Below are 14,914 nucleotides of genomic sequence, written 5' to 3'. Positions count from 1 at the left end.
TTTCTTAGGCGAGGGAGTTCCCCGCGCGGGCAGTTTGCGCGGCTTTGTCATACCTCGCCTCGGCGCCCGCCCGGGAATCACTCAGAGACCGACGTCCGGCAGGTGCGGGCGGTTGGCCAGGGCCTTGGCCATGATCTGCTCGACGTATTCACGGTCTTCTTTGGGCAGGGCCAGGCGTGGCGGGCGGGTCAGCGCGCTGCCGCGCCCGGCGATGGCTTCGCACAGCTTGATGCACTGCACCAGGTCGGCGCGGGCATCGAGGTGCAGGATCGGCATCAGCCATTCGTAGATCGGCATGGCTTCGGCGAAACGCCCGGCCTTGGCCAGGCGGAAGATGGTTTCGCCTTCTTTGGGGAACACGTTGGACATGCCCGAAACCCAGCCCTCGGCGCCCACTGCCATGCTTTCCAGGACCACGTCGTCGAGGCCGGCGAACAGCACGAAGCGGTCGCCCACTTCATTGCGGATGTCGATGAAGCGGCGGGTGTCGCCGGATGAATCCTTGAAGCACACCACGTTGTCGCAGTCGGACAGGGAAATCAGGATGTCCGGGGTCACGTCGTTTTTGTAGATCGGTGGGTTGTTGTAGACCATCAGCGGTACGTCGGCGTTTTTTGCCACGTAGCGGTAGTGCTCGGCGGTCTCGAATGGCTTGGAACCGTAGACCAGCGCCGGCATCAGCATCACCCCATCGACCCCGGCCTTGCGCACCGCGTTGGCGGTTTTCGCCGCCGCCACGCTGGTGAACTCGGCCACGCCGCAGATCACCGGCACCCGGCCGCGGGAGGCATCGACCGCGACTTCGGTCACAGCGATTTTTTCTTCGGCGGTCAGGGAGGTGTTCTCGCCCACCGAACCGCACACCACCAGGCCCGACACGCCATCGCGGATCACGTTGGAGATCACTTGGTGGGTTTTCTCCAGGTTGATGGAGAAGTCGTCATTGAATTGAGTGGTCACCGCGGGGAACACGCCACTCCAGGTTACGCGCTTGCTCATACTTGCCTCCGGTTGTTTATTTTGTATTTCGTATACGATATTTGATGCGTTGAACTTAGGCCAAGACTTTTTTCGGGTTATTTTTTGCGTCGCTTATTTGTTCATAAAAAACAGCGGTTTAACGCTCAGGCGCCGGGCCAGGTGTCCGACAGTCGGTAGCCCTGGGGCCAGGGGTCGTCAGGGTCGAGCAGCAATTGGTGAGTGCCGGTGATCCACGCCCGCCCGGCAATACACGGGTAGATCGCCGCGCGCCCGGCCACTTCGGTGACCGAATCGATGCGGCAATGGAACTCGGAATCGAGGATCGAACGGCCGATAAAGCGCTCGCCCACCCGCATCTGGCCCTTGGCGTGCATCACCGCCATGCGCGCCGAACACCCGGTACCGGTGGGGGAGCGGTCGATCTTGCCGGGTTGGATCACCACCGCGTTGCGGCCGGTGGCGATGCCGTTTTCGTGGACGATGGGCGCGGCGAGTTGGCAGAAGGAAATATGCGACCACTCGGGGTTGAGCGGGTGCACGAAGCCCAATTGCTCGTTGGCGGCGCGGGTGATTTTCAGCCCCGTGGCCACCAGGTCTGCCGCTTCGTCCGGGGCAATGGTGAAGCCCAGGCTTTGGGCGTTGGCAATCACGAAACTGTCGCCGCCGTAGGCCGTGTCCACTTGGAGTGAGCCCAGGCCCTCGACCTCGATCCAGGCGTCGAGGCGGTCGGCGAAGGACGGCACGTTTTTGATCTCCACCCGCTGCACCTTGCCGTCGCGGCACTCGGCCACGGCTTCGATCAGCCCGCCGGGGGCTTCGAGCACTAGGCGCGTCTGCGGCTCGGTCATGGGCAGGATGCCGCTGTCCAGCAGCACGGTGGCCACGCACAGCGAGTTGGAGCCGGACATGGGCGGGGTGTCGGCCGGTTCCATGATGATCCACGCCATTTGCGCCCGTGGGTCTTTGGCCGGCACCAGCAGGTTGACGTGGCGGAACACCCCGCCGCGCGGTTCGTTGAGCACGAAGTTGCGCAGGGTCTGGTCCTGGGCGATCCAGCGCGACTGCTCCCACACTGTCGCCCCCGGCGGCGGCGCGATGCCGCCGACAATCACATCGCCGACTTCCCCTTCGGCGTGACAGCTGACCACGTGTACCACTCTGGATGAGCGCATTGGCTGCTTGCTCCTTGGTTGTTGGTGGGGGGGCTATCGGGGGCAGGCCCGCTCCCACAAGGATCCAAAAATCTGTGGGAGCGGGCTTGCCCGCGATGGCGCCCGCGGCTATTTCACCGACTTGAGAAACGCCGCCGTCTCCGGCTGCGTCGGGTTGCCGATGACCTGGTCCGGCGAGCCGATTTCGTGCACCAGGCCATTGCGAAAGAACGCCACGCGGTCGGATACGTCGCGGGCGAAGCGGATTTCGTGGGTCACCAGCACCATGGTCATGCCGTCCTCGGCGAGCATGCGCATGGTGTCCAGTACCTCGCCCACCAGTTGCGGGTCCAGGGCCGAGGTGGCTTCGTCGAACAGCATGTAGTCCGGCGACATGGCCAGGGCGCGGGCAATCGCCATGCGTTGCTGTTGGCCGCCCGACAGCTTGCCGGGGAAGGTCTTGAGCTTGTCGCCCAGGCCCACGTGGGTCAGTTGCTTGACCGCCAGTTCCTCGGCCTCTTGCTTGGTTTTACCCAGCACCTTGCGCGGCGCCAGCATCACGTTTTCCATCACCGTCAGGTGGGGGAAGGCGTTCCACTGCTGGAACACGATGCCGATCTTCTGGCGCAAGCGGTTGAGGTCCGTGGCCTTGCTGTGCACCTCGATGCCGTCGACGCGGATGCTGCCTTTCTGGATCGGCTCCAGGCCGTTGATGCACATCAGCAGGGTGGATTTGCCGGAGCCGGAGCCGCCGATGATCGACACCACTTCACCTTTGTTCACGGTCAGGCTGACACCCTTGACCACTTCCAGGTCGCCGAAGGATTTGTAGACGTTGTCGATCTCAATCATTTTCTTGCCACCTTCTTTCCAGACGAGCGCCCAGGCGAGCGACCACCAGGCTCATGACGTAGTAGATAAGGCCCGCGATGCACAGCACCAGCAGGGGTTCCTGAATGCGGGTGACGATGGTTTGCGAGGCGCGCAGCAGTTCGACGATGCCGATCCACATCACCAGCGCGGTGTCTTTCATCACGCTGAGTACCAGGTTCAGCCACCCGGGGAAGGCCACGCGCGAAGCCATCGGCAGCACGATCCAGCGCAGGTCCTGCATATAGCTCAAGCCCAGGGAACGGCTGGCCCGGCGCACGGTGGGCGGTACCGAGAGCACGCCGCTGCGCACGATTTCGGTGAAGTACGCGGCGGCGTACACCCCCAGCACAATGCAGCCGACGCTGAAGGCGCTGATGTTCAGGCCCACGATGCTCTTGAACGAGTTGAACAGCACGAACTGGATCAGCAACGGCACGCTACGGAACACGTCCAGCACCCACGCCAGCGGCAGGCTGGCCCGGGGCAGCAGGGCGCGCAGCAGGCCAAACAGCAACCCGGCAAACGAGCCGAGCAGGATCGCCCAGAACGTCAGTTGCAGGGTCACCCAGGCGCCATCCAGCAAAAACAGCAGGTCATTCCAGGAAAAACTGGTGGAAAACATAGGCGCGTCCTCAGTAACGGAACAGCCGCCAGGCCATCAGCCGGGCTACCGCTACGATCAACTTGGCAATCAGGTAATACAGCACCGCGGCGAGGGCGAAGTATTCAAAGGTGCGGAACGTCTTGACGTTGTAGTCCTGGGTCACGCCGGTGAGGTCGTTGTTCAGGCCCACGATCACCCCCAGCGACGTCATCAGCACCGCCCAGACCATTTGGTTGGTCAGCGGGTAGAAGACGATGCGCAGCAATTGCGGCACGACGATCATCCGGTAGGTCTGGAACGCGCTCATGCCCAACGACCGTGCGGCGCGGATCTGCGTGCCGGGTACGGCCTTGAGGCCGCCACGGAAGTTTTCCGCCAGGTAGCCGGCGTTGTTGAAGGTGATACCGGCCAGCAGGGCCACCCAGGAACTGACGTGCAGGCCCAACGAACCCAGGCCGAAATACAGCACATAGATCTGGAACAACGATGGCGTGTTGCGGGCAATCGACACCCAGCCGTTGCCGATGCCGCGCAACAGTGGGTGGCGGGCTTCGCGCATGACCGTCAGGGCCAGGGCGATGAGCACGCCGAAGATCATCGACAGCGCGGCGGTCTCGAAGGTGACCCAGGCACCGGCCAGCATGTCCGGCAGGGCACGCAGGGCCGAGCGCCATTGGAAGGTGTAGTCAAACATGCGCGGGGCTCTCCAAAGGGGCGGCAGGTTGCAGCCAGGCAGGCAGGTGACCGCTGGCCCGGGCCGTGCAGGCCGCGTCGACGCACTCGCCCAGGCTGGCGAAATGCACCGTGCGCCCGGCCAGGCCAGGGGCGTAGTGGGCGTACTTGCCCGAGTTGGTCATCAACGTGCGCGCGGCGGGTGGAATCACCGGCTCGCCGAGCATGCACCAGCACGTGTCGGTGACCAGGGTCACGCCAAAGCCTTCGAGCACGGCGATGTGCCCGGCGGCGCGGGCCTGCTCCAGCACGGCGCGCCCGCAGGTGATCGCCAGCACCACATCCGGGTGGCAGCGGCGGCCGCTACACAGGCGCGCCAGGGCCGCGAACTCGCTCAGGGAAAAGTGCGGGTTGCCCAACGACACCACATCCACCTGGCTGTCGCGGGCGCTGTTGAGTTCGCGCCAACTGAGCAGCAGGTCCTTGAGGGCAATGCGTTCCACCGCCAGGGGGTGGTCGGCGTCCAGCACGGCGGCCGGGTCGAGGGCTTCGGGGGTGACCCCGGCGATATGGAACAACGGCGCCGCCGAGGTGGTGGCGAACGCCGCGCCGAAGGCCTTGAGGTCATCCAGCGACGGCTGGGCGGCGGCCAGGCCCAGCACCAGGGGAATGCGCGAGCCGGCAAGGGCGCCGACGTGGTAGCCCAGTAGCGGGTAAAAGGCATCGTCCAGGGTGCCCAACTGGGGTAACTCGATGAGCAACTGGGCTTTGCGCCGGGCCTCCAGATGGCAGCCGATCAGCGGCGCGCGGCCGGTGAGGGCGATGCAGATGTCGAGGTAGTCCGGGTACTTGAGGGTGCGCGCGCCGAGCACGCTGTTGGCGTACACCACCGCATTGGATTCGGCCCAGACGATCTGTTCGCCGGCCTTGGGCGCGCTGTCGAGTAAATACGGCGCGCAGGTGAAACTCAGGCTCGCGCCCATCGCCATGTAGGCATCGCCCAACGCACTGGCCGGTACGCCCAGGGCCGGGTCGATGCCCAGTTCCCGCCAGCGGCGCTGGTCTACGGAGATGGAATTGAGGGTGGTCGGCACCCGCACCTTCGCGCCCCATTGCACCAGTTGCTCGGCAAACCGCAGGCTCGCCGGGCCGGTGTAGATGCAGCCATCGATATGGGCCTGGGTGATGTCCAACAGGGCGGTGGCGCCTTGCAGCGCGGCCATGCGCAAGACGATCTGCATCGCCACTTGCGCGGCTTTGCCGTGCTCGCCCGCCAGCAGGCTGCGGTCCAGGCTGGTAAGGGCCAGGGCGGTGTCGCCCGGGGTGGTGTCAGTGAGTGGCGCTGAACCCTGCCAAGGTTCGGCCGGGAGCTGCTCGTACAGCGTCAGCGCCGTGCCATCGACCCGCGCAAAGGCGTGGCCGCGCAAAGCGGCGAACGCCTCCCGGCCGATGCATAGCACCGGCAGGGAACGCTGGAAAATGGTCTGCGCCACGAGCACACCCAGGGTCAGGATCTCATCGGGCTCGGCCAGCACCAGGGCTGCCGGTGCGTGGCCGTTGCTGATGAGTTCCATCATCACACTGCTGCCGGTGCAGGAGCCGCGGCCGCTGGGGATGGCCAGCACGCGGCCAGCCAGGTGCGCGCCGCTGAGCGGGTGGTGACGGTCAATCACCTCGCCGCTCGCCGAATTGACACCGCCCCAGAAACTCAAGCCTACATCGGCAAACAGCAGGGCGCCTTGGGCGGCGCCCGCGACCAGGCTACGCCCGGTCAGGGAAGTGGGTTTGCCAGGCATGGCCGACACCTCAGTAGTAAACCTTCGGCACGGTCAGGTCGGCGGGGGCGATCTCGGTGCCGACCCATTTGACGAACAACTCGTTGTAGCGCCCGGTGCGCACTTGCTGGTTGACGAACAGGTTGAGGTAGTTGAGCAGGCCGTACTCGTTGCGCTTGGCGCCCAGGGACACGTAATCGACCACATACGGCGCGTTGCCGGCCACTTTCAGGCCCTTGTACTTGCCCGACTTGATGGTGGCGGCGGCCACGGTGTTGGTGACCACGGTGGCGTCGATATGGCCTTGGGCCACGGCCAGCAGGGTGTCGTTCTGCGACTGATAGGCGCGGAAACTGCCGGTGCCCCATGACTTCACGTCTTTTTCCAGGGCGATGGCTTCATAGGTGCCGCTGGTGTTGCCCAAGGGTTTGCCCTTGATGTCGGCGAAGCTGTTGATGCCCGTGTTGTCGCGGGTCAGCACCACCATCTGGAAGGCGAAGTAAGGCACGGTCAGGCCCACGGTCTTGGCCCGCTCCAGAGTGTCGGAGGTGGAGGCGACGATCACATCGGCGCGGCCGGACACCAACGCCGGGATGCGGTCGGGGAACGGCGTCTCGACGATCTCGGCGTCCACTCCCAGCACCTTGGCCAGGTCGTTGCAGTAGTCCACGTCGAAACCGGCGGGTTTGTTGGCCTCGTCACGAAAACCCATGGGCGGGAAGTCCAGGGTCACGGCACAGCGCAGCTTGCCGGAACCGATGATGTCATCGAGTTTGTCGGCGTGGGCGGTGGCCATAAAGGAAGAACTGAGAACAGCGCTGAGGGCTACGGCAAATGCGGGGTTTTTCATAGAGGCCTCGTGGTGGGGAAGGTGCTGTTGGCTATCGTATTGGGAATTTCGTATACGATATTTATTTAGCAATCCGCGTGCCTGTTTCTGATATTTGCCGGTAATTTTTAACTGGGCCTTATGGCGTATGTCCTACAAGGCTGCGCTACAAAGCGCGGAATGGAGGCGGGTGGGGCGTGGGGTAAAACCGGGTGTTACATAAGGGAGCATCGCCCCACTGTGGCGCGCTTTAAAGGAACACCTGGGGCATGGGCCTGTACGTGATCTTCTGTGCAAGTGGGCTGGCCTGGGCGGCGGTATTTCTGGCGCGGCTATGTCGGCCGCATCGCGAGCCGGCTCGCTCCCACAGGGTTGTGTGTGGGGCTTTGGGGGCCACTTTCGTGGGCGCGAGCCTTGCTCGCGATGGCGGCCTTCTGGGCAGTGACGATCTGTCGGCGGTATGGGCCCCATTGCGGGCAAGCCCCGCAGTGTCAGCGATGGCTCTCGCGGTACTGGCTCGGCGATAGCCCAGTGAGGGCGCGGAATTGGCGGCTGAAGGCGCTGTGGTCGGTGTAGCCGCAGCGCAGGGCGATGTCGGTGATGGGCAGCTCGTGTTCCAGCAGCAGGCGCGAAGCTTCTTCCAGGCGCGCCTTGTGGATCATCTGCCGGGGCGTGAGCTGGAAGATCCGCTTGCAGTGGCGCTCCAGTTGCGCCACCGAGAGCCCGGCCAGGGCAGTCAGTTCGGCCAGGCTCACGGGGCGGGCGAAATGCTGGCGGATGTGGGCGTCCACCGCCGCCAGTTTGGGGAACGCCGGGTGGCTGGACTGGGGCAATTGCAGGTCGCGGGAGATCCCGGCCAGGCCGACGATGCGCCCCTGTTCGTCGCGCAGGGCCAGTTTGTGGGTCAGGCACCACACCGGTTGGTTGCCGAAGTACAAGTGCAGCTCCAGTTGATCGGCCAGTTCCCGGCCGCTGGCCAGCACGCGGCGGTCCTGCTCGGTGTAGAGCGGGCCGAAGCGTTCGGGGAAGACGCTTTCGGCGGTGCGCCCCAGCAGTTCATGGCGGTGTTTGAAGCCGCAGCGCCGGGCCAGGGTTTGGTTGACGAAGGCGTAGCGCGCCTGGTCGTCCTTGATGAAGAACACCACGTCCGTGAGGGTGTCGAGCAGCGGCGCGATGGGTTGCAGGCTGCGCAGCAGGCTGGGCAGGTCGCACGGCGTGAGGCTGTTGAGCGAGACGTACATGGCGTGGCAGGCCTGATGGGGACCTGCCGGATCATAGTGACTCGCCGGTGCCGCGCAAAGCCTTGGTTTCATGCCGGCGGCTGCTCGTCGAGGCTCAGCAGGGTCTGGATGCGCGCCGGGCTGAACGGTGGCCGTGGCGCCGGGGCCTGCCAGCCGAACAGGTGCGCCGTGGCGCCGCCGCACACCCGGCCCTGACACGCGCCCATGCCGCAGCGGGTGGCCAGTTTCGCCTCGCGCCATTGGCGGTGCTGGGCGAGGGCGGCATAGGGCACGTCTTCGCAGCGGCACACCAGGGTGTCGTCGGCGGCGAGGGTCTTGAGTGCCGGGTCGAGGGCGAAGGCGTGGTGCAAGGCGCGGGCAAAGCCCTGCCAACGGGCGCGGGTCGGCCACAGGCGCCGCGCCGCGTCCTGCTCGCCCACCGCCGCAAGCCCGGCGATGCGGCCTTCCACCAGGGCCAGTTCACTGCCGCCGAACCCGGTGCATTCCCCGGCCGCGTAATGGTCGGCCAGGCTCGCCGCTTGCCAGGCGTCCACCGCCAGGGCCTGGCCGTCGAGGGCATAGCCCAGGGCCTGGCCGAGCTGGGTATTGGGGATCAGGCCAAAACCGCAGGCGAGGCGCTCGCATTCGATTTCGACGATTTTGCCCTGCTGGTGCAGGCGCACGCCTTCGACGCGGTGGCTGCCCAGCACCGCGACCACGTGGCTGGCGGTGCGGTAATGGCGGTCGAACAGGGCGAACGATTGCAGCCATTTGCGCGGCCAGCGCGGCAACTGCGCGGCGAACCCGGCCACGGCCGCCCGCGAGGCCTGCTCGGCGATGCGCAACACTTGGGCGCCGTTGTGCCGCGCGGTGGCGGCGCTGGCCAGTAGCAACGGGCCGCTGCCGGCGATCACCAGGCGTTCGCCATGCACTGGCACGCCGCCCTTGATAAGCGCTTGCAGGCCGCCGGCGCCGGTCACCCCGGGCAGGGTCCAGCCGGGGAAGGGCAGCAGCAGTTCGCGGGCGCCGGTGCACAGGATCAATTTGTCGTAGGCCAGGGTCCAACCGCGCTCCGGGTCTTCCACCAGCAGAGCCTTGGCCCCGGCGCTGGCGATCACCCGGGTGGCCGGGCAGTGGCGGATGTTGGCGCACGCGGCCATGCGCTCGCGCATCGCGCGGGCCTGGGCGGGCAGGCTGGCCTGGGGGCCGTCGCGCCAGATTTGCCCGCCGGGCAATGGGTTGTCGTCCAGCACCACGATGCGCGCACCACTGGGGGCGGCGGCGAGGGCGGCGGCCATGCCGGCGGGGCCGGCGCCGATAATCAGCAGGTCGGCGAATGCGTTCATGGCCGGGTCTCCACGTGCATGCCGTCACGGCACAGGGTCTGGCAAGCCAAGCGGCGCTGGCCGTCGATGGTGACGCGGCATTCCTGGCACACGCCCATGCCGCACAGCGGTGCGCGGCGCTGGCCGCTGACCGAAGTGCGGCTGCTGCCGTCGCCGCCCAGGGCCAGGGCCGCTGCCACGCTGGTGCCGGCGGCGACGTGCAGGGCGCGGCCGTCGAGGGTCAAGTCAGGCATGGGGCGGTTCTCCGAGAAAGCGTTGTGGCGAATAAGCGTGCGGGGGCAGCGGCGGCGGCTCATTGAACAGCTGTGCCACCAGCAGGTCAGCGGTGCCGGGGGCGGTGGTCACGCCCAGGCCTTCATGGCCCACCGCCAGCCACAGGCCGGGGCGGTGCGGGTGGTGGCCCACCAGGGGCATGCCGTCGGGGCTGGCGGCGCGAAACCCGGTCCAGGCGCGGATGGCGTTGAGGTCGGCCAGGCCCGGCATGTACTCGGTGGCGCGCTTGAGCATCTTGGCCAGCATCCAGCCTTCGACTTGCGGGTCGGTGGTGCCGAACTGCCGCGAGGCGCCGATGAACAGTTGCCCGGTGGGGCGCGGCTGGATGTTGCACGCGGTGGACGGCCCGCTGGCGTTGTGGGCGCTGGTGACGTAGCCCAGTTCCACCAGGGTGTGGGTGATGGTGCCGGGGTAGCGGTCGGTAATCAGCAGGTGGCCTTTTTTCGGTTCGATGGGCAGTTCCGGGCACAGCGCGTTGGCGGCAGTGCCATTGGCCAGCACCACGGCCTCGGCGCCGAGCCAGGTGCCGTCGGCCAGGCGCACGCGGTTGCCGTCCACTTCCACCACCCGCGCCTGGCGCTGGCGGATGTTGGCTTCGTCGAGCATCCACTGGGCGGTGGCCGGGGCGTAAAGGATGCCGTCACCGTGGATCAACAACCCGCCCTCCAGGCCTTCGCGCAGGGCCGGCTCGCGCTTGCGCAGTTCGGCGCGGCCGATCAACTCGCAGGCTTCGCCGTGGTCGCGCAGGTTCAGGTGTTTGCTGTGGGCCACGGCCATTTCTTCGGCGTTGGCCGCCAGCCACAGGGTGCCGTTGCTGCGGTAGGCGCAGCCCTGGGGCAGGTCCTGGGCGATGTGGCGCCAGCGCCGCAACGAGTATTGGCTCAGGGCCAGTTCGGCGGGGTTGTCGTCCAGCACCAGCAAGTGGCCCATGCCGGCGGCGGTGGCGCCGGGCAGGCCGGCGTCCAGCACCAGCACACGCAAGCCGCGCCGGGCCAGGCCTTGGGCGCAGGCGGCGCCAATGATGCCGGCGCCGATAACGATGACGTCGGCCACGGCGCCCGGACTCATAGGCGGATGCCCCAGGCGAACGGGTCGTCCTGGTCGATCAGCAGGGTGGCTTCGGCGCTGATGTAGGCGCGGCCGCGGATGGTCGGCACGATGCGCTCGCCGGCCACCTCGAAGGAGCCTTCAAACTCGCTGCCGATCACACTGGCCTGGCGCCAGATCTGCCCCGCTTGCAGCTTGCCGTCGGCGGCCAGGCACGCCAGTTTGGCACTGGTGCCGGTGCCGCAGGGCGAGCGGTCGTAGGCCTTGCCCGGGCAGAGGACGAAGTTGCGGCTGTCGGCGTGGGGGTCGGCGGCGAACAGCTCGATGTGGTCGATCAAACCGCCGTCTTCGCCACGGATGCCCTGGGCCTCCAGGGCTTGCTGCACGGCGTAGGTGTAGGCGGTGAGGGCGTCGAGGTTGCGCCCGTGGACCTCCAACCCATGGTCGCTTATCAGGAAGAACCAGTTGCCGCCCCAGGCCACGTCACCGACTACGGCGCCGATGCCGGGCACGTCCAGGGCCAGGGCCTGGCGGTAGCGATAAGCCGGTACGTTACGCACGCTGACCGAGTGGTCGCCGTGCAGGGTGGCCTCCACCGTGCCCACCGGGGTTTCGATGCGGTGCACGCCTGGGCCGATCTTGCCCAAATGGGCCAGGGACGCCACCAGGCCGATGGTGCCGTGGCCGCACATGCCCAGGTAGCCGGTGTTGTTAAAAAAAATCACTCCGGCACAGGCCGTGGGGTCCACGGGCGCGCACAACAGCGCGCCCACCAGCACATCGCTGCCCCGGGGTTCGAGCACGCACGCGGCGCGCCAGGCGTCGTGCTGCTGGCTCAGCAACTGGCGGCGTTCGGCCATGCTGCCATTGCCCAGGTCAGGAAAACCGTCGATCACCAGGCGCGTCGGCTCGCCGCCGGTGTGGGAGTCGATCACAGAGATGCGTTTCATCAAGGGGCCACGTCCGTTCAGGTAAGTGGCTTGCAGAGTGGCCTGCGCCGGGGGGCGGCGGCTTGATGGATTTAGTGGCGGCGGATGACGAAATCAGCACAGTGATGGGGCGTGGCGGCGTGCCTGCCGACCGCGCCTCAGGCTCTATCGCGAGCAGGGGCTCGCTCCCACAGAGAAAAAATGAACGCCTGCCATCAATCCCGCCCACATTGTGGGAGCGGGCTTGCCCGGGATGAGGCCGGGGCAGGCGATGCACTTTTAGCAGATGCAATGCCGCCATCGCGAGCAGGCTCGCTCCCACAGAGAAAAAATGAAAATCTCACCCACACCACAGTTCAACTGTGGGAGCGAGCCCTGCTCGCGATGGCGGCCTATGGCCGGCGTGTTTCAGTTGGCCCGGGGCAAGTGTTCGAGCAGGGTGGCGCAGACGCCGGCGATGTGTTCATCCAGCAGGGCCACGGCGCGTTCCACGTCCTTGGCGCGGCAGGCGTCGAGGATGTCGCGGTGTTCGTGGTCGGCCCGCTCCTTGCCCGCCGAGAGGCTCATTTGCATGCGCAGGTAGCGCTCCAGCTTGTCGTTGACCGAGCGGATCAGGCTCACCAGAAACGGCCGCTGCGCCGGTTCGTAGAGGCAGGCGTGCAGTTCCCAGTTCAGTTCGGCCCAGCGGCCCACGTCGTTTTCGCCGATGAATTCCTGGCAGATGCTTTCGGCGCGGGTAAAGGTTTCTTCGGTCATGTTGGGGATGGCCAGGCGCAGCACCTTGTCTTCGAGCAGCATGCGCACCTCGAACATCTGCGCCAGTTCCGGCTCGGAAATACGCGTGACCATCGCCCCGCGGTTGCGCTGGAAGATCACCAGGCCTTCGGCCTCCAGGCGTTTGAGGGCTTCGCGCACGGGGATTTTGCTGACATTGAACTGGCGGGCGATGTCGTCCTGGCGGATCGGCTCGTCCTCGTCGAAATGCCCGGCGACGATGGCGTCGCGCAGGTGCCGGGTGATGATTTCCGAAGTCGAAGGCGTGTTGCCCAGGTCCGGCGCGTTGAGTTTAGGTAGGGTCACGGTGGCGATCGTTCGAAGTGAGGTGCGGATATGGTATACGAATTTCTCCCCTGCGTAGCCTCCCGCAACGACACGTCCCCGTCGCCCTTCATTAATAGAGTGCCGATCCGTCGCCGATCACCCGCTGATTGCCCGATGGCGGGCGGGAGGCGCGATTGTGCACTAGGGTTGGGCGCAACCTTAATTGAGAGTGGACCTACGCGTGCGTTTAATCAGAAACAAAGACTTCAGAAATTGCGTACAGATTTCCCTGTAGCAAGGGGGCTCGCTCGCGCCCGGCTGCGTAGCGGCCGCCATTCGGCTTGCGGCTAACCCCTGTTTTAAGGCTGTTGCGTACCCCCGCGCAGGCTGGCAAGGGGTTTGCAAAGGCTGACCGCTGGTCGGTTTCGACCGGCACGAGATCCGTCGGCGGATCGGTGGTCGCAGGCTCTGGATCACAGGTTTGGTGCCAGGGTCAAGGCGATGGCGCGACAAATTGTATACAACTCTATAGACAGTTGTTCTGAATGTTGCATACAGTGGCGCCATAACAAAAAACAGAGAGAACCCTCACACCATGAATACCCCTCCTGTTTCACCGCGGCGGCCCGAAGACGAGAACCTGGGCGTGGGCGCCAACATGGCCTATGGCCTGCAACACGTGTTGACCATGTACGGGGGGATCGTGGCCGTGCCACTGATCGTCGGCCAGGCGGCCGGGCTCTCGCCGGCGGACATCGGCCTGCTGATCGCCGCGTCGCTGTTCGCCGGCGGCTTGGCGACGCTGTTGCAAACCCTGGGCCTGCCGTTTTTCGGTTGCCAGTTGCCGCTGGTGCAGGGCGTGTCCTTTGCCGGCGTGGCGACCATGGTGGCGATTGTCGGCAGCGATGGCGGTGGCGGTATCCAGGCGATCCTGGGGGCGGTGATTGTCGCGTCGTTGATCGGGCTCTTGATAACCCCGGTGTTTTCGCGGATCACCAAGTTCTTTCCGCCCCTGGTCACCGGCATTGTCATCACCACCATCGGCCTGACGCTGATGCCCGTGGCGGCACGCTGGGCCATGGGCGGCAACAGCCGCGCCGAAAACTTCGGCAGCATGGCCAACATCGGCCTGGCGGCCATCACCCTGGTGCTGGTGCTGTTCTTGAGCAAGATCGGCAGCGCCACCATTTCCCGCCTGTCGATCCTGCTGGCGATGGTCATCGGCACCCTGATTGCCGTGGCGCTGGGCATGGCGGATTTCTCCACCGTCACCCAGGGCCCGATGTTTGGTTTCCCCACGCCGTTCCACTTCGGCATGCCCACGTTCCATGTGGCGGCCATCCTGTCCATGTGCATCGTGGTCATGGTGACGCTGGTGGAAACCAGCGCCGATATCCTGGCCGTGGGTGAAATCATCAACACCAAGGTCGATTCCAAGCGCCTGGGCAATGGCCTGCGCGCCGACATGCTGTCGAGCATGTTCGCCCCGGTGTTCGGGTCGTTCACCCAGAGCGCGTTCGCCCAGAACGTGGGCCTGGTGGCGGTGACCGGGGTCAAGAGCCGCTATGTGGTGGCCACCGGCGGCCTGATCCTGGTGATCCTCGGCCTGTTGCCGGTGATGGGCCGGGTGATTGCCGCAGTGCCCACCTCGGTACTGGGCGGCGCCGGAATCGTGCTGTTCGGCACCGTGGCGGCCAGCGGTATCCGCAGCCTGTCCAAGGTCGATTACCGCAACAACATGAACCTGATTATCGTCGCCACCTCCATTGGCTTTGGCATGATCCCCATCGCCGCGCCGAACTTCTACGACCACTTCCCGAGCTGGTTTGCGACCATTTTTCATTCCGGCATCAGTTCCTCGGCGATCATGGCCATCGTCCTGAACCTGACCTTCAACCACTTCAAGGCCGGCAACTCCGACCAGCAGTCGGTGTTCGTCGCCGGCACCGAGCGCAGCCTGTGCTTCCAGGACATCGCGGCGCTGCGCGAGGGCGACTACTTCAAGGGCGGCAAGCTGCACGATGCCGAAGGCAACGAGATTTCCCTGGTAGAAGAAACCGCCGAGCCGCTGCGCAGCCCCAAGGCCAGCAACGCGCAAACCAGCAGCGCCTGATGCCGTTGTTGTAGCAAGCGGGCTCGCCCGCTTGCTACAAACGTCAGGCGCACGATCGCC

14 protein-coding genes are annotated in these 14,914 nt (G+C 65.8%); 1 reads left to right on the top strand and 13 read right to left on the bottom strand.

Going from position 1 to position 14,914, the window contains the following annotated elements; translation table 11 throughout:
- Nucleotides 1-81: 81 nt before the first annotated feature.
- From CKW13_RS18495 to CKW13_RS18435, 13 genes are all read right to left on the bottom strand, one after another.
- Entirely contained in the window at nt 82-999 is a 918-nt protein-coding gene (locus CKW13_RS18495; RefSeq protein ID WP_095110055.1) for a dihydrodipicolinate synthase family protein, read from the bottom strand.
- 125 nt (nt 1,000-1,124) lie between these two features.
- A complete protein-coding gene (locus CKW13_RS18490) occupies nt 1,125-2,153 on the bottom strand; it encodes a proline racemase family protein (RefSeq protein ID WP_095110053.1) in 1,029 nt (342 codons plus the stop codon).
- Nucleotides 2,154-2,261: 108 nt separating this feature from the next.
- Nucleotides 2,262-2,984 (bottom strand): amino acid ABC transporter ATP-binding protein, encoded by a 723-nt coding sequence (locus CKW13_RS18485; RefSeq protein ID WP_095110051.1) that lies wholly within the window; start codon nt 2,982-2,984, stop codon nt 2,262-2,264.
- Nucleotides 2,977-3,627: an amino acid ABC transporter permease gene (locus CKW13_RS18480; RefSeq protein WP_095110049.1), complete on the bottom strand. Its 651-nt coding sequence runs from the start codon at nt 3,625-3,627 to the stop codon at nt 2,977-2,979. The genes CKW13_RS18485 and CKW13_RS18480 overlap by 8 nt, the downstream gene beginning before the upstream one ends.
- Nucleotides 3,628-3,637: 10 nt before the next feature.
- Nucleotides 3,638-4,303, bottom strand: coding sequence for an amino acid ABC transporter permease (locus tag CKW13_RS18475; protein WP_095110048.1), 666 nt, complete (start codon nt 4,301-4,303; stop codon nt 3,638-3,640).
- Complete coding sequence (locus CKW13_RS18470; protein WP_095110046.1) at nt 4,296-6,077, bottom strand: aconitase X; 1,782 nt, start codon at nt 6,075-6,077, stop codon at nt 4,296-4,298. The genes CKW13_RS18475 and CKW13_RS18470 overlap by 8 nt, the downstream gene beginning before the upstream one ends.
- 10 nt (nt 6,078-6,087) lie before the next feature.
- Nucleotides 6,088-6,906, bottom strand: a complete 819-nt coding sequence (locus tag CKW13_RS18465) for a transporter substrate-binding domain-containing protein (protein ID WP_095110045.1) — start codon at nt 6,904-6,906, stop codon at nt 6,088-6,090.
- 470 nt (nt 6,907-7,376) lie between these two features.
- Nucleotides 7,377-8,126 (bottom strand): AraC family transcriptional regulator, encoded by a 750-nt coding sequence (locus CKW13_RS18460; protein WP_095110043.1) that lies wholly within the window; start codon nt 8,124-8,126, stop codon nt 7,377-7,379.
- A 68-nt stretch (nt 8,127-8,194) separates the two neighbouring features.
- Complete coding sequence (locus CKW13_RS18455; protein ID WP_095110042.1) at nt 8,195-9,451, bottom strand: FAD/NAD(P)-binding oxidoreductase; 1,257 nt, start codon at nt 9,449-9,451, stop codon at nt 8,195-8,197.
- Nucleotides 9,448-9,684: a (2Fe-2S)-binding protein gene (locus tag CKW13_RS18450; RefSeq protein WP_095110040.1), complete on the bottom strand. Its 237-nt coding sequence runs from the start codon at nt 9,682-9,684 to the stop codon at nt 9,448-9,450. Before CKW13_RS18450 ends, CKW13_RS18455 begins: the two co-directional genes overlap by 4 nt.
- Complete coding sequence (locus tag CKW13_RS18445) at nt 9,677-10,792, bottom strand: FAD-binding oxidoreductase (protein WP_095110039.1); 1,116 nt, start codon at nt 10,790-10,792, stop codon at nt 9,677-9,679. The genes CKW13_RS18450 and CKW13_RS18445 overlap by 8 nt, the downstream gene beginning before the upstream one ends.
- Nucleotides 10,789-11,721 (bottom strand): 4-hydroxyproline epimerase, encoded by a 933-nt coding sequence (locus CKW13_RS18440; protein WP_095110037.1) that lies wholly within the window; start codon nt 11,719-11,721, stop codon nt 10,789-10,791. Before CKW13_RS18440 ends, CKW13_RS18445 begins: the two co-directional genes overlap by 4 nt.
- A gap of 387 nt (nt 11,722-12,108) precedes the next feature.
- Nucleotides 12,109-12,780, bottom strand: coding sequence for a GntR family transcriptional regulator (locus CKW13_RS18435; RefSeq protein ID WP_095110035.1), 672 nt, complete (start codon nt 12,778-12,780; stop codon nt 12,109-12,111).
- Between the two features lie 556 nt (nt 12,781-13,336).
- Between CKW13_RS18435 and CKW13_RS18430 the strand changes: the two genes are divergently transcribed.
- A complete protein-coding gene (locus tag CKW13_RS18430; RefSeq protein WP_095110033.1) occupies nt 13,337-14,854 on the top strand; it encodes a nucleobase:cation symporter-2 family protein in 1,518 nt (505 codons plus the stop codon).
- Nucleotides 14,855-14,914: the final 60 nt, after the last annotated feature.

The sequence above is a fragment of the Pseudomonas sp. Irchel 3E20 genome, from assembly GCF_900187645.1.
Lineage (GTDB): Bacteria > Pseudomonadota > Gammaproteobacteria > Pseudomonadales > Pseudomonadaceae > Aquipseudomonas.
Note: the sequence above shows the minus strand (reverse complement) of the source record. Positions and strands in the feature narration are given on the sequence as shown.

Coding starts and splice junctions, on each gene's coding strand:
- CKW13_RS18495 (WP_095110055.1), bottom strand. CDS start 999: ATGAGCAAGCGCGTAACCTGGAGTGGCGTGTTCCCCGCGGTGACCACT.
- CKW13_RS18490 (WP_095110053.1), bottom strand. CDS start 2,153: ATGCGCTCATCCAGAGTGGTACACGTGGTCAGCTGTCACGCCGAAGGG.
- CKW13_RS18485 (WP_095110051.1), bottom strand. CDS start 2,984: ATGATTGAGATCGACAACGTCTACAAATCCTTCGGCGACCTGGAAGTG.
- CKW13_RS18480 (WP_095110049.1), bottom strand. CDS start 3,627: ATGTTTTCCACCAGTTTTTCCTGGAATGACCTGCTGTTTTTGCTGGAT.
- CKW13_RS18475 (WP_095110048.1), bottom strand. CDS start 4,303: ATGTTTGACTACACCTTCCAATGGCGCTCGGCCCTGCGTGCCCTGCCG.
- CKW13_RS18470 (WP_095110046.1), bottom strand. CDS start 6,077: ATGCCTGGCAAACCCACTTCCCTGACCGGGCGTAGCCTGGTCGCGGGC.
- CKW13_RS18465 (WP_095110045.1), bottom strand. CDS start 6,906: ATGAAAAACCCCGCATTTGCCGTAGCCCTCAGCGCTGTTCTCAGTTCT.
- CKW13_RS18460 (WP_095110043.1), bottom strand. CDS start 8,126: ATGTACGTCTCGCTCAACAGCCTCACGCCGTGCGACCTGCCCAGCCTG.
- CKW13_RS18455 (WP_095110042.1), bottom strand. CDS start 9,451: ATGAACGCATTCGCCGACCTGCTGATTATCGGCGCCGGCCCCGCCGGC.
- CKW13_RS18450 (WP_095110040.1), bottom strand. CDS start 9,684: ATGCCTGACTTGACCCTCGACGGCCGCGCCCTGCACGTCGCCGCCGGC.
- CKW13_RS18445 (WP_095110039.1), bottom strand. CDS start 10,792: ATGAGTCCGGGCGCCGTGGCCGACGTCATCGTTATCGGCGCCGGCATC.
- CKW13_RS18440 (WP_095110037.1), bottom strand. CDS start 11,721: ATGAAACGCATCTCTGTGATCGACTCCCACACCGGCGGCGAGCCGACG.
- CKW13_RS18430 (WP_095110033.1), top strand. CDS start 13,337: ATGAATACCCCTCCTGTTTCACCGCGGCGGCCCGAAGACGAGAACCTG.